General features: G+C 58.4%; 9 protein-coding genes and 1 tRNA gene. 9 read left to right on the top strand and 1 reads right to left on the bottom strand.

Annotation, left to right across the window (positions count from 1 at the left end):
• Positions 1-196: 196 nt before the first annotated feature.
• Positions 197-3,286, top strand: a complete 3,090-nt coding sequence (locus ACGHEN_RS10725; protein WP_390399322.1) for a M28 family peptidase — start codon at positions 197-199, stop codon at positions 3,284-3,286.
• Between the two features lie 21 nt (positions 3,287-3,307).
• The gene (locus ACGHEN_RS10720; protein ID WP_118080001.1) at positions 3,308-3,526 is read left to right on the top strand and encodes a hypothetical protein; all 219 of its coding nucleotides are present in this window, start codon (positions 3,308-3,310) and stop codon (positions 3,524-3,526) included.
• Positions 3,527-3,588: 62 nt separating this feature from the next.
• Here the strand turns inward: ACGHEN_RS10720 and ACGHEN_RS10715 are convergent, their stop codons facing one another.
• Positions 3,589-7,020, bottom strand: a complete 3,432-nt coding sequence (locus ACGHEN_RS10715) for a SpaA isopeptide-forming pilin-related protein (protein WP_390399319.1) — start codon at positions 7,018-7,020, stop codon at positions 3,589-3,591.
• Positions 7,021-7,317: 297 nt separating this feature from the next.
• Between ACGHEN_RS10715 and ACGHEN_RS10710 the strand changes: the two genes are divergently transcribed.
• The 7 genes from ACGHEN_RS10710 (at position 7,318) to ACGHEN_RS10680 (ending at position 14,396) form a co-directional block, all read left to right on the top strand.
• Positions 7,318-7,392, top strand: a tRNA-Gly gene (locus ACGHEN_RS10710).
• A 423-nt stretch (positions 7,393-7,815) separates the two neighbouring features.
• Positions 7,816-9,162: an adenylosuccinate lyase gene (gene purB / locus ACGHEN_RS10705; protein WP_390399317.1), complete on the top strand. Its 1,347-nt coding sequence runs from the start codon at positions 7,816-7,818 to the stop codon at positions 9,160-9,162.
• A gap of 138 nt (positions 9,163-9,300) precedes the next feature.
• Positions 9,301-10,137 carry a substrate-binding periplasmic protein gene (locus ACGHEN_RS10700; protein WP_390399315.1) on the top strand — a complete coding sequence of 279 codons (837 nt, stop codon included), beginning with the start codon at positions 9,301-9,303 and terminating at the stop codon, positions 10,135-10,137.
• The gene (locus tag ACGHEN_RS10695) at positions 10,134-11,933 is read left to right on the top strand and encodes a GGDEF domain-containing protein (RefSeq protein WP_390399312.1); all 1,800 of its coding nucleotides are present in this window, start codon (positions 10,134-10,136) and stop codon (positions 11,931-11,933) included. Before ACGHEN_RS10700 ends, ACGHEN_RS10695 begins: the two co-directional genes overlap by 4 nt.
• Positions 11,934-12,046: 113 nt before the next feature.
• Positions 12,047-12,310, top strand: coding sequence for a TIGR03905 family TSCPD domain-containing protein (locus ACGHEN_RS10690; RefSeq protein ID WP_089572560.1), 264 nt, complete (start codon positions 12,047-12,049; stop codon positions 12,308-12,310).
• The gene (locus ACGHEN_RS10685) at positions 12,310-13,521 is read left to right on the top strand and encodes a twin-arginine translocation signal domain-containing protein (RefSeq protein ID WP_118079987.1); all 1,212 of its coding nucleotides are present in this window, start codon (positions 12,310-12,312) and stop codon (positions 13,519-13,521) included. Before ACGHEN_RS10690 ends, ACGHEN_RS10685 begins: the two co-directional genes overlap by 1 nt.
• A 152-nt stretch (positions 13,522-13,673) precedes the next feature.
• Entirely contained in the window at positions 13,674-14,396 is a 723-nt protein-coding gene (locus ACGHEN_RS10680; RefSeq protein ID WP_118079985.1) for a response regulator transcription factor, read from the top strand.

The raw sequence follows: 14,396 nt of genomic DNA, 5'->3' as shown, positions 1-14,396 counted from the left end.
GAATCCTCGCATGGGAAGGTGTTTGATGCCATGATTTTAGTCCGATATGGAGATTAGGCTATATCCTTGTCCGCTTGGGGCGGTAAGATGCCCAGAATTCGGCCGTTTGCGCCCGCTCGGGGTATACTTTCGACTATATACGGTTCTAATGTGCATACATTGGGCCTATTTGTCGGATTATGGATGTGGAGCGCATATGGCGAACACCCAGAACTATATTAACCACCTGTTGCAGAACACTGGCATCACGCCGGCGTGCAGCGAAGAAGAGCGCTTGGCTGCCGAAGATATCGCTCAAATTTTCCGCAACCACGGCTTTGATCCCGAGGTGCAGGAGTTTAATGCTCCCGCGCCGAGCAGGATGGCGTTTGCCGTTACGGGCATTCTGGCATTTGCCGGTGCCCTGCTTATGGGCATCGGTGGCGGTATCGGCTTAGTCGGCACCCTGTTGGCCATTGTCGGAGCCGTGCTCTATGTGCTCGAGCGAACCGGGCGCCCCGTGATCTCGCGCCTGGGCAAGACGGGCGTGAGCCAAAATGTCATCGCCTATCACAAGGCCTCTGGTCCGCTTGCCTCTCCGCGCAATCGCCCGGTTGTCGTCGTCGCGCACTATGACTCCCCGCGCGCCGAACTGCTCGCTCGCGAGCCCTATGCGCCGTACCGAGCGCTGATCGCCAAATTGCTCCCGATTGCCACGATTGCTCCCGCGGCTATTGCCATCCTGCGCATCTTGCCGCTTCCCGGCGCGTTGAAGGTCCTGCTGTGGATTGTCGCGATCCTTGCCTCCCTCGTGGCGCTCGCCAATGCCGCCAATATCATTTCCAATCGTTTTGTCCTTCCCTACACGTCCGGCTCGGTTTGCAACAAGTCCTCTGTTGCCGCCATGCTGGGTGTCATGGATAACGTCGCCCCCTATCAGGGCGAGAACGAGTTCCCTGACGATATTCCGTTTGACACGTATTTTGGCGAGCAGAAGCGTCGCGCCGAGGAGATGGCGCGCGCGGCAGCCGAGTACGCCGCAGCCCAGCAGCAAAATGATTACGGCAATACCATCGAGTACGAAGAGCCTGCCTATACCGAGGATGAGTATGGCCAGCCGGTCGCTCCCGAGGGTGAGCAGGGCGAGGCTTTTGATGAGCAAATCGATGGATTCGAAGGTGCTTCTGCCGACGAGACCCTGATTGGCGTCATTGCACCCGAGTCCCAGGTCCAAGATATTCCGGCCGAGGAGCCCGTTGCAGACGAGTCCGCTGCCGAGTCGGCAGAGGAGCCTGCCGCGGCCGAGCAGGCCGAGCCCGAGCCCAAGCTTTATCGCAATGCCGCCGGCAACATCCGGTTTGGCTCGGATGCCATCCGTGCCCTGGGAATGCTTCCCGAGTCCTGTACGCTCGATTACGAAGAGGGCGAGGAGCCGACGTTCGAGCCCGCGCCCCAGCCCGATCCGGTCGTGGCTGCGCAGCCCGATGAGGCCAATGCCGTCGAGACGGAAGCCGATGCGGAGACTGCTATCGATCCCGCAGCCGGTCTGGACGTCATGGCGCCTGCCCCGGCGCCCGAGGAGCTCGATAATACCGAGGACGACTACGATGCGTATCCGCAGCGTGTGTCCTACGAGAGCGACACCGATTTTTCTGCCGAGCTTCCGGTGACGACGCCCCATGCCGATATCGCTTCCGCGTTTTCTTCGATCGGTGCCAGCGCCTCCCATTTCTTTAAGGGGGCATTCGAAAAGGGCAAGAAACTCGTTGACGACTTTGAGGAAAAGCGCGCCGCTGCCCGCGAGGCAGCCGAGCGCGAGGCTGCAGCCCAGCAACAGGCGGCCGAGGCCGAGCGCGAGCGCGCGGCACAGGAATTTGAGCAAAACGACGCCGAGCAGCCGGTATCTGTTGATGTTGCCGACGCCACGACGTCTTTCGAGGCGCCGCAGCCTTCGCCTGCGGATGTTGCCGGGGAGACGGCGACTTTCGAAACCCAACAGCCGGTCGACAGCACTGTGTCGTTTGATGCCACGATGACGTTTGAGAAGCAGGGCACCGCTATCGCCGAGCCCCTTTCCGCTCCTGTCGAGGACGAGCCCGCTGCGCCCGATACGGTCGAGGATCAATCTGTGGCGGAACAGGTCGCTGCGGACAGCTCCGAGCAAGAGCCTGAGCCCGTGGCCCCCGAAGCTCCGCAGGCGGATGAGTCGAGGCCCTACTCTACGCAGATCTTCACCATGCCCGCGCCGAGTGATCCCGGCGCCACGGTTGCCAATGCTGCTCCGTCGCAGGCCGAGACGGTCGATGCTCTGATGGCTCAAATCTCGTCTCAGGCGTCGCCGCGCCCGAACATGAACGTTCCCGACTCGGCATCCGCGCCGGCTCCCATGCCCTCTGCGTCTCCGCTGGCCTCGGTCCCCGATCCCTCGATGCCTTCGATGCAGCAGGCCAATGTCGCCTCGCGCACCTCGCTGTTCGACCTTCCCGACCCTTCGGCTCAGGTTAACGATCCCTTCGCGACGGCACAGGGGCCCGAGCCCACATCGGCTCCGGTTGTTCCCCCCATGCCGGTCAGCTCGGATGTTCAGCCGCTTGAGACTATCTCGGCTCCTGCCGCTCCGGCCGCCAAGCCGCAAAAGCGCGGCTTGGGCGGTCTGTTCGGTCGCAAAAAGAAAAACGAGCAGGACAGCATGAGCGATTGGCTTGGTGTCGAGGATGATTACGACGCCAAGAAGTCTGGTCGCGGTATCGGCTCGTGGGATAACTTCGAGGATGACGACGACGGCTGGAAGGGCGGTGCCACGTCTTCCGATGGAGCTTCCGCCGAGGATATGCTCGCTGCCGTTGCCTCCATGGGCGATGACGAGCTGCTTGGCCACGACATCTGGTTTGTGGCTACAGGCGCTTCCGATTGCGACGGCGCCGGCATGAAGGCGTTCCTGGCCGCGCATCGCGACAAGCTCCGTGGCGTGTTCTTTATCAACCTTGAGTCCATTGGTGCCGGTAGGCTTTCGGTCGTGACGGTCGAGGGCGAGCAGCAGCTGCTCAAGGGTGACCGACGCATCATGAACTTGGTCAACAAGGTGTGCAAGTCGTTCCATGTCGATTGCGGTGCATTTGAGATGCCCTATGCCAAGACCGATGCCTATGCTGCTCTCGAGGCAAGCCGACGCGCCCTTACCATTGCCGGCGTCGACGGCCCACGTTTGGCATGCGCTCACACTGAGGACGATCTGCCGTACAACGTCAATCCGACAAATATCGCTACGGTGTCCGAGGTCGTGACCGAGGTCATTCGTCGTTCGTAGGTTGACCTATAAGGAGTCTGCGTGTTTTCGTACATCAAGCGCCACTGGCCCGTCTATCTCATCTTGGCCCTGATCGCCATTGTCCTTGGTTTCGGGGCCGCGTATATCGTGGGCGTTAAAGGCTCAACGCCTGAGTCCACGATTAGCGAAGAAGTGGAGCACGAGCAGAGTTTGGGAGCCGATGGCATCTCCGAGTCCGATCAAGCGCTTATCGACGGTGGGTCTGCATCTGGGGAATAGCCATTTCGCCACGAACGAATAAGAGGCGAGCCGGGAGACGGGCTCGCCTCTTTTTTATTGCGTCAGCGACGTTTTGACGCCAGCTTTAGATGGGCAAACCAGATTGCCGCGGCGCCGGAGGTCACGAAGGCGGTGAGGCAGGCGGCAATGGGAAGGGAGCCCGTTGCCGGTAAATCTTGCGGCATGGCGCATCGCTGGATGACGCGATCCTCGTCATGTGATTCAAGGTTGCTACCGCCGCCATTGCGACAGAGGTCAACGCGAGCGCTGTTGGCGAGTGCGGTCTGAGGCGTGTAAGACGACGCGGCCTGCATATGGATGACGGCACCGTGAATATCCGAGTCAAGGACGGCGCTCACATCATCAAGGTCGTCATGCTCGTCTTTGAGGTCCTCGCGGGTCCAAGATTCTGCAGCGCCTCTTGTCGTGAAGTCGGCCGATACGACCCCGTACTCAAGACGAATGCCCGTGACGGCGGTATCGTCCAAAAGAGCGAGCTCTTTTGCCTCGAGGGTGACCGACTCCGTTGTTGGGATATCGGCTTTCCAAAGATGCCAATCGCCGTAATCGACCATGCGCAAATCGTCACCTAGGAGCTTTTTGACCTCGTCCGTTTCGAGCCAGGGGTTGTCATGCCCGTCGCTGAGCGTTGCATTGGTCTGTTCGCCCGTATCGATACTTCCCACTGGAGACGTTCGATACCACACGTTGCAAAGACCGTCGATGTCCCCGGTCGCGACAGGGGTTTCGATGGCGATGAGTTTGGCAGTGCCTTCCTTGGCGCATTCGAGATCGTCAGTGATGGTGAATTCATCAACCCAGGTATTCGACTCATTTTTAGCATCGAGCGTATAAGAGAAGGAGCCGTCCGCATCGGATTGTGCCACGGCTCGGTTTTTGCCATCGCCGTTGGCGACGAGACCCTTACCGATAGGGCGGGCGATCTCTTGCCGCTTGTCGACTTTGCCCTCGATCTCGATGGGTGCGTCCTTCATGGCTACCGTCTGCACTTCTCCTGTGGCCTTAATTTCAAACGTCATGTCTTCGGCAAGGTCGTAAGTGCGCGGGGGCATCACTTCGCGCAGGGTGTAGGTGCCGGGCAAAAGATGCTCGATGCGATGCGGTTTGTCAGAGGAGGTCCAAGCGTCTATTTCGGTTCCGTCGGCACCGTGGAGGGAGAGCCGGGCGCCATCTACTTCTTGTTTGCCGGTCAAATCGACTTTGGAGATGTCGATTTTGGTGTAGTCGTTAGAAACGTCGAGGTGCGCATCGATCACGGGTGTTTCCTGACCGGCATACGACAGCTCGACGGTGTGGACGCTTTGGTCGAGCAGGTAACCTTCGGGTGCCTGCACCTCGATTACCTCATAGGTGGCGGTTCCGCACCCCAGCGAAAGATGATTTGCGCACGCAAATCCCCGTTCGTCGGTCGTGATGGTGGCGACAGTCTCGCCGTCCAGGGCAGCAATGCTGCCGTCGGGGCGCACGATATCGCCCACGGCACGGATATCAAAAACAGCACCGGCAAGGGCGCGCCCACCTACGGCATCGTTCTTGACGATCTCGATGCTTCCTGTTGCCGCGTCGTCGTAAAACGAGGCGACCGCGACGGGCGTTAAGTTCATGTCGGCGGGAATCGTTATCTCCAGATCTTCATCAACAAGATACGGTTCCTTGGCGGAAGTCTCTCGTATGTAATACGTGCCCGGGTTAAGCGATTCGGGCAGGGTGACGGTACCGGTTTCATCGGTCGCAAAGGTATTCATAACGGTATGGGCGGGATGCCAGGATGTTTGCGAGATGGGCTCACGGTCGCCATTGAGCAACTGAAAGGTGAACCCGGCACGTGGTACAGCGTTGCCGGTCTGAGCATCGCGCTTCACGATTTGAAGATGTGTCGACAGGGCGTGGTTGTCTACGATGTACTGAAGCTCTGCGCCGTCCGTGATCTGCTCTGCCGTGATAGTCCATTCCCCTGCCTGCTTAAAGCCGTCGGGCACAGTGTCGACAACCTCACGAATGGTGTAGCCGGCACGGTCATACGGTATGGTTCCGCTGACGCCATCGGGGCGCTTTCCTGCGCCAAACCATGCTCCAGCCTGGTCTTTGGTCGATGCGAAACCGTAGATATTGGTGGTCAGCGTTCCAACAACTTGCTGCGAAGTGTTGCTTACCACTTCAAAGACCACGCTTTCCGCCGGCTGCTCTACACCAGATTCGTCACTATTACCGCAGTCCTTGAACTTTGAAATTTCGAGGTCAAAAGCGATGGGGATGTTGGGGATGCGGCGCTCGAGCTCAACGACGCCCGCGTCTCCGAGCTGATCGGCACCGATGGTGTAGCTCCAGGTTTCATCGGAGGGCAGATAGCCCTCGGGAGCTCTTGACTCATAGATGGTAAAGGTGCCCAGGGGGATGTCGGTAAGTGTTGCCCGGCCGTCCTCATCCGTCGTGAGGGTGTGCGACCAGCCCGGGGTAGACTGTGAGACGCAGGTGAACTCAGCGCCGGCAAGTGACGCGCCGACTTGAGGACCTGCCCCTGTCGCGGCATCGACCTTTGCGATGCGCAGGGTAATGGTACCGGGCTGCTCATCGATGACGACATTCCCGCCGTCATTGCCGGTGGAAAAGGCGATGCGGTCACTCCTGGGGATATAACCCGCTGGAGCTTTGGTTTCGACCAGATAATATGCCGTATTGGGCAAAAGTGTCGCCTGTGCGCGACCGCTGCTGTCCATCTGGATGCTGCCGACACGCTTGTCGCCGGCGCTCTCATAGATGTCGAACCTCGCTCCGTCGAGCCTGTAGGTATCGTTTTCGCTCGTGATGGCGGCGTTGGCTGACTGTTTTTGGAAGGATGCGGAGACGGCCGGGAGCACGTAGAGCATGTCTTGACGCTTGCTGCCGCCCGACACAGTTCCCAAATAGCGCCGTGCGCGATGCGGTGCGGCTTTAATGCTTCCCGATTTGGCGCTGTCGTGGAGCCAGCGCGCTGCGGCAACGACCTCATTGTCGCCGGAAAAGTTTCCGCTCTTTGTGACGCCCTGGGCGGTTGTATATGAGAATGATCCGTCGGTATGGGTGGTGCCGTTGAGCATCCAGACGGCAAGTTGGGTTGCGGCGCGCGCTCGATCGGGGGACAGGTTATGCCCGCCAAAGGATGTGGCGGTGGGGTAGCCATGGCAGATGATGGCCGCGAATTCGTCTTCGAGCCATACCCAGCCCTGATTGTAGGTGAGCCAGGGTCCGCCCGGTGTGCTGGGGCCAAATCGGTCCTGGTTCATACAATAGGCAGTCGAAGAATCCTGTGCCTCGTATTTGCCAACTCCAAAAGGACCGCATTCATTGCTGATAGTGCGGAATCCGAGCGATTCGTAACCGTCGACGGCGAGCGCGGCATCCGGTGTCATGCAGCCTAAAAGTAAAAAGAGGACTAGGAGCAGCGATCCTGCTGTGATTGCGCTGTGGACAGAGTGCGTGGGTGCGTTGGACATGGCTGCTCCTTATCCCTCGTGCGCCGCACGGGGAGGCCGCGGCGCGTAGGATGAGGCTATCCCCAAGGTTCATGCGGGTAAGTACCGGAACCTGACCAAATGCTTGCCCGATATCTGACAAATGGCGCCTATGAAAGATAATGGAATAAATCTGCAGGTAGACAACGGTAAATAGAAGAACGTACAGGTCCCTATCTTCACAATTGGCCTGTTTTTAGGACGATTCTCCACAGCTAAAACAAGCATCGTCACCCTTGTATCGAACAAGACAACCGCGTTATACTATCCTCCACATATGCGGGCATCGCCAAGTGGTAAGGCATCAGCTTCCCAAGCTGACACTCGCGGGTTCGAGTCCCGTTGCCCGCTCCAGTTAAAAGCACAAGCACGGCACCATTACGGTGCCGTGCTTTTTCAATAAAGTGCCGGGACTCGAACCCGCCAGGGTGTGAGCGTAAAGCAAACGCGAAGCGTTTGTAGCGAGCAGGCGAAGGCGCCGGCAGGCGCCTAAAGCCGGTGCGTATTTGCGAAGCAAATACGCGGACGTCCCGTTGCCCGCTCCACCGGGCACGGGAGACATGGGGACGGCCAATTCAACAAAGTTTCCCCCGCGGCTTCGTGAGGCCGAGGGGCTCGCCTGAAGCCGGTGCGTATTTGCTTCGCAAATACGCGGACGTCCTCATGACCGCTCCATCTGCAACATGTTAGGTTGATGCCCGTTGCTCATACGGGCGCCTGCGCACGGTACAATAGTCGAGTTACGACCAACGTGCCAATAACCAAAAAGGAGCCGCTATGATCGATCGCTATACCCGCCCGGAGATGGGACACATCTTCTCCCTCGAGAACAAGTACGCCATTTGGCAGGAGATCGAGGTCCTGGCCTGCGAGGCCCAGGCGGAGCTCGGCAAGATCGGTATTTCCAAAGACGAGGCCCAATGGATCCGCGACCATGCCAACTTTGAGAAGGCAAAGGTCGACGAGATCGAGGAAGTCACGCGCCACGATGTCATCGCCTTCCTGACCAACATGAAGGAGTACATCGACGCCGATGTTCCGGAGGGCGAGCCCAAGCCTAGCCGCTGGGTTCACTATGGTATGACCAGCTCCGACCTGGGTGATACGGCTCTGTGCTATCAGCTTACTCAGGCCTGTGACCTGATTATCGAGGACGTCAAGAAGCTCGGCGTGATCTGCAAGCGCCGCGCTTTCGAAGAGCGCAATACGCTCTGCGCCGGCCGTACTCACGGCATCCATGCCGAGCCGATGACCTTCGGTATGAAGTTTGGCTCTTGGGCCTGGGAGCTCAAGCGCGATCTCGATCGTCTTGAGGACGCTCGCAAGAACGTTGCCTTCGGTGCCATCTCCGGTGCCGTCGGCACCTACAGCTCCATCGAGCCGTTCGTCGAGGAGTACGTCTGCGAGCACTTGGGCCTGGTTCACGATCCGCTGTCCACGCAGGTCATCAGCCGCGATCACCACGCCTACCTCGCCGGCGTGCTTGCCACTACAGCGGCCACCTGCGAGCGCATCGCGACCGAGGTCCGCAACCTGCAGAAGACCGATACGCTCGAGGCCGAAGAGCCCTTCCGCAAGGGACAAAAGGGCAGCTCCGCTATGCCGCACAAGCGCAACCCCATCACCATGGAGAAGGTTTGCGGCCTGTCGCGCGTCGTGAAGGCCAACGCGCAGGTTGCCTTCGACAACGTCGCCCTGTGGCACGAGCGTGACATTTCACACTCCTCCGCCGAGCGTGTCGCCCAGGCTGATAGCTTCATTGCGCTCGACCACATGTTCCAGTGCCTCATCCGCGTTATCGACGGCCTGCAGCTGTATCCCGCCCGCATGATGGCCAACCTCAACAAGACCCGCGGCCTCATCTTCTCCTCCAAGGTGCTGCTCGCCCTCGTCGACACGGGCATCACCCGCGAGGACGCCTACGCTATCGTGCAGGAAAACGCCATGGCCACCTGGCACGAAGTGCAGGATTGTGTTTCCGGTCCCACCTTTAAGGAGCGTCTCGAGGCCGATCCGCGCTGCACCGTCAGCCAGGAGAAGCTCGACGAGATCTTTGATCCGTGGGACTTCCTCACCCGCATCGACACGGTCTTCGATCGCCTGGAGCAGGTGAGCTTCGAGTAGGGTTAACCTAATTCGGCTGTTTGCGGATGCATTCCAACCTTTGGCGCCTTGCCCATCTTGGGTGAGGCGCTTTTTTATCGCCGCATCAGCCCCGGGTATACAATGAAATCCGACTGCTGTTTCGATGAAGGGAGGCTTGTGCCCGGACGTATCAAGCGAGCCGCCATCGTCTCGTTTGCGCTCATGCTCCTTGTTGCCGCCTGTGTGGCCGCCCTGACGTATACCGTTCGAAGCAGTTCTTCCTCCTCGAATGAAGCCGACAAAGATCTCCCGGTACTCAAAATCGGCGTTACGGATAACGACCCCTATGTGTATGTCGATACCACGGGCGATTACGCCGGTATCGATATCGACATCGCCCGCGAGGCGTGTGAGCGTGCGGGGCTCAAGCCACAGTTTGTCGATATTGACTGGAACGATCGCGACCGGCTGCTCGAAAACGGTGATATCGATTGCCTGTGGTGTGATTATTCTCCCTGTTATCGCGAGGATAAGTATTACTGGACCGAGCCGTATCTAACCGTGACGGTCTCGGTTGCCGCCAAGAAAACGAGTGGCATCAAGTCCTTGGCGCATCTCGATGGAAGCAAGACCATCGCGGTAATTGCGGGCTCGGTGAGTGAACGCCGATTGCTCGCAGGGGATCTGGAAATCTCGCCGAACGTGCAAATCAAATCGTATGGTTCTGCCGAACTCTGCAAAGCCGCCCTCGCCAAAGGGTATGTCGACTGTTGGATGGCGGACGTTCAGCCGCTTGACCGACTTGCCGCCCGGTATCCCGGCCTTTACCGCGTGTTCGCTGACAACGTTATGACGGTTGATCTGGGCGTCGCGTTTGATGACGGCTATGAAGGACCGATCGTAAAGGATCTCAATACCGCATTGTTTGCCATGGACCGAGATGGCACGATTGACCGTATTGTGGGCAATTACAAGACAGGAGCGACGACGGGCGGGCAAGGAGCAAATCCATGACAAATGATGAGCACCGCTTGCGTCGAAAGACTCTGACCGTCATAGCTGTCGGCGTTATTGTCAGCGCTGTCTTGTTAGGCCTGTTGTATACGGTTGGAACCCATCGCTGCCTCGAAAAAACGCTTGGGTTTGGCCAAGAAACCATGGCGTTTTTGGAAAACGCTTGCGAAAAATATGACCGCTACGAACAGGGGAGAAAAACCGAAGAGACGCACGATTTGCTCGCCGCGATCGAATCGTTTGCGACGTTCCTGTCCTCTGATCGCGTTGAGGTTAACGACGATCTTATCGAGCAATTTGTCCATGCCGAGAACCTTTCGGGGCTGATGGTCATGGACTCCGATGGCCATATGGCTGCCCACTACGACATCGATGGTCGCGATCCGCTCATGTTGTGGCGAGAGGAGCTGGCCTGTGCGCCGGTCGCATCGATGTATCAAGGTTCCAAAGTGACCTACTCAACTGTCGTCGAGCGCCGTGGTGTCGTTTTTGCCGTCTGCGCTATCCCGTATGGCGACGGCGTTGCCTTGGCATACCGCTCATTTGTTTCCGATCCAGCGGACGACTATTCATATGCCATAGCCGACGTGCTTTCGAACAGCACCTTCCACCAGGGCCCCACGGTGCTTGTTATGGAGGATGCGGAGATTGTCTCATCCAACAGCGCCGATGCTGACGTGTCGCTCGCCCGATTCCTCACCAGCGCAGGGGTTGAGTGGAAAGACGATGGCCTAACGCGCATCGAATATCGAGGAGACAAATGGTACGCGGTGCGTGCGGCATACAAGGACTACCGCCTGTTTGCGCTGTATCCCAAATCTGAGGTCATGTCTGGCAGGATCACATTTGTCGCCGCTGGCGTCTTGGTGTGCCTTGCGTTTTGGGTCGTGGTACTGTTGGCTCGAAATATCGTTGATCGCCGCAATTTGGTCGAAAAGGATAAACAGCTCGGCATTATCAATGCCATAAGCGCCATCTACGATTCGACCTTCCTTTTGCATCTCGACACCCTCGAGATCGAGGGAATCAATATGTCGCCGACGATAGCGAAGATATTTGCCGAGCACAGCGAGGCATATGACTTTATGGACACGGTCTGCCGGGATGTCGTGAGCCCCGAAAGCCGCGAAGCGGTTGTGGGACTCGTAGATATAAGTACGCTTCGCGAACGTATGGAGGGCGTACCGTACTTGGCTGCCGAGGTGCGAGATTGTCGAGGCGCTTGGTACTCGCTACAGGTTGTCCCCCAGCATCGCGATGAGCAAGGCCGGCTGGAGTCGGTCGTCGTGGCGACGCACAACATATCGATGGTCAAACATGCCGAGGAGCTGACATACCAAGACAAACTGACGGGGCTTCGCAACCGCAACTACCTTGAATCGCGCGGAGATAGCCTGGTAAACGAGGGCTTGCCCGTGAGCGTGATTATGTTGGACTGCAATTATCTCAAGCGGACCAACGATATCTACGGTCACGAGATGGGGGATGAACTGCTGCGACGGACGGCGTCCGTGCTGCGGCGGGTGGCTGGTGCGGATTACCTGCCGATGCGCGTTGGCGGCGACGAGTTTTTGCTGGTTTGCCCCCATACTGACAACGAGTCTGCGCTCGGGCTGGAACAGGATCTTCGTCTCGGTCTTGCCGCGGTAAGCGATGAGGCACTGACGGTCAGCGCATCGATTGGCGTGGCGACCGTCGAGACGGCTGGAAATACGCTGGCCGATGTATATCGTGTCGCCGACCACAATATGTATCGGGAGAAGCGCACAGTCCACGCACGGGGTACGGGCTGCTAATCTTGCCCCCACTAATCTATGCATCGTAGGATGTTGAATCGGTGCTTACGATAATAAGTCGGGCCAGGCGGGGATAATAGACGTCTGAAATTTCTTTCTGAGAGGGGATCTCAATGATTAGTTTTGACTACAAGCCTCAGGGTGTATGCTCTCGCAATATCCACCTCAATCTTTCCGATGACGGCAGCAAAGTGCTGGGCGTCGAGTTTACCGGCGGCTGCGACGGCAATCTCAAGGCTATCTCCAAGCTGGTTGAGGGTGCTCCTGCCGATCGCGTAATCGAGGTTCTCGCCGGTAATACCTGCGGTATGAAAAAGACCTCCTGCGCCGACCAGCTTACCCGCGCTATCGAGGCCGCTCGCGCCGAGATCGCCTAATGGGTATCGCCGACCACATCAAGAACGGAATATCGCGCCGCGGCTTTGTGCTCGGTGGAGCTGCCGCGGGCGCTGCCACGGTACTTGCCGGATGCTCGAAAAAAACGGGCACCAGCGACGATGCCGCCGGCGAGCCGCAGGTTATCAAAGATGACTCAAAAATCGTCTCGATTACGGATGAGTACGAGGCTGTCGAAATCGACCTCGAGCCTGCAGCTTCATGGACATTGCCTTTGGGTACGCTGCTGTATTACTGCGACGGTGATTACGCCGCGGCGATGATGGCGCCCGCATCGGCGCGGCATGCCAATACGCTCGGCATGCTCAACCTGGGCGACGGCTCACTCACGACGCTCGTCGAGGATCCCGTGGAAGGTGCGGGGTATTCGTTTTACGATGTCCGCGCCGGCGATGGCGTATTTGCTTGGGTCGAGATGAACTTTGCGAATGCATCATGGAAACTCTATGCGCAAAATACGGCAGGTGCGTCGCTTGTCGGCGATGTGGTCGAGCTCGACCGAGGCGGCAAGGACTACGACCCGCCGCTGTTTACGGCGTTCGAATCGTCCGTCATTTGGTACAAGATGCCTGCTGCAGGCGGCAATAAGACGAGTCACGACTCGTATTGCTACCGCCGCTCGCTCGACGAGGCAAAGGCCGAGGCCATTTGGAAGTCAACGGGCCGCTTTGCATCCGCCCCGCGTGTGAGTGACGGCATCTTGACCATTTCCCCGCGTGTGCGCAACGACGAGGGCGTCTACTACGGCATGACGGCGATCGACCTGACGGACGGCAACAATACCAAGAGGGCTCAGCTGGTCCTTCCCTCATCGGTGTCTCCCTTCGAGGCCGTATATATGGGCGACACGTTTGTGTTCTCCATCGAGGCCACCTATAGCGGCGTGGGGAGCCTAGGCAACATGGGCACCTATATCGGTAACGAGAATGGGACGTTCCTATTCCTGTCGCGCGAGCCGCTTGCGTGTGCTGCCGGCAGAAAAGGCAAATATCTGGTTAAGGTTCAGGCATCGCATTTTCTGATCGATACCTCCGCCAAAACCTATGGTTCGCTGCTGTCGCCCGACCGCGCTCTCGAATATGGCGATTATCCAGCTACGGCGGGTAAATCGAATACGTTTTTAACCTATGCCACGGTGCGTAATAGCCAAGGAATTCCCGAGACGGTTACCGCCCGCCTGTTCTCTCTTTAGCGCCGAGGGGTTAAAAGGGCGCCAACGGGGGAATAAACGCGTTGTAATTGTGAGTGCCGCCCGCCGAGCCGCCGCACTGTAGCGGTGCTCGGCGGGCATAGGTGCGTTAAAATGGGCTTGTTCTTAGCTAATTGAGACAGGGGGGCCGTGTTATGGCTTCAGATGCAAAAAAGATTCTGCTGGTCGAGGACGAGAAGGCAATCCGTGACGCTGTCGCTGCCTATCTCGAGCGCGAGGGCTACTGGGTTGTTGGCGTCGGGGACGGCCAGTCTGCGATCGAGGAGTTCGAGAAGCACCAGTTCGACCTGGTTGTGCTCGACCTTATGCTCCCCAAGATTCCCGGCGAGCGCGTTTGCCGCACCATTCGCGACACCTCGGATGTCCCCATCATTATGCTGACGGCCAAGGGCGAGATCGAGGATCGCATCATCGGCCTTGAGCTTGGTGCCGACGACTACCTGATTAAGCCGTTCTCGCCGCGTGAGCTCGTTGCCCGCGTCCGCGCCCTGTTCCGTCGTGCTCACCAGGCAGACGAGCCCGCCGTTGAGGTGCTCGACTTTGGCGATCTGGTCATCGATATCTCGGGCCACAAGATCTTGGTCGAGGACAAGGAAGTAGACCTGACTGCTTCCGAGTTTAAGCTGCTCACCACGCTTGCTCGCCATCCCGGTCGCGTCTATAACCGTATGGAGCTGGTCGAGAAGGTGCTCGGCTATGACTTTGAGGGCTACGAGCGCACCATCGACAGTCACGTCAAGAACCTTCGCGCCAAGCTGGGCGACGACCCCAAGAAGCCTAAGTGGCTCTACACCGTTCACGGCGTCGGTTATCGCTTCGAGGCTCCGGCCAAGACCGATAAGTCGGACGAGAAATAG

This window comes from Collinsella sp. i06-0019-1H4, assembly GCF_042849575.1.
GTDB lineage: Bacteria > Actinomycetota > Coriobacteriia > Coriobacteriales > Coriobacteriaceae > Collinsella.
The sequence above is the reverse complement of the archived record's forward strand: the minus strand, read 5'-3'. Positions and strand labels throughout refer to the sequence as shown.

Coding starts and splice junctions, on each gene's coding strand:
- ACGHEN_RS10725 (WP_390399322.1), top strand. CDS start 197: ATGGCGAACACCCAGAACTATATTAACCACCTGTTGCAGAACACTGGC.
- ACGHEN_RS10715 (WP_390399319.1), bottom strand. CDS start 7,020: ATGTCCAACGCACCCACGCACTCTGTCCACAGCGCAATCACAGCAGGA.
- purB (WP_390399317.1), top strand. CDS start 7,816: ATGATCGATCGCTATACCCGCCCGGAGATGGGACACATCTTCTCCCTC.
- ACGHEN_RS10695 (WP_390399312.1), top strand. CDS start 10,134: ATGACAAATGATGAGCACCGCTTGCGTCGAAAGACTCTGACCGTCATA.
- ACGHEN_RS10690 (WP_089572560.1), top strand. CDS start 12,047: ATGATTAGTTTTGACTACAAGCCTCAGGGTGTATGCTCTCGCAATATC.
- ACGHEN_RS10685 (WP_118079987.1), top strand. CDS start 12,310: ATGGGTATCGCCGACCACATCAAGAACGGAATATCGCGCCGCGGCTTT.
- ACGHEN_RS10680 (WP_118079985.1), top strand. CDS start 13,674: ATGGCTTCAGATGCAAAAAAGATTCTGCTGGTCGAGGACGAGAAGGCA.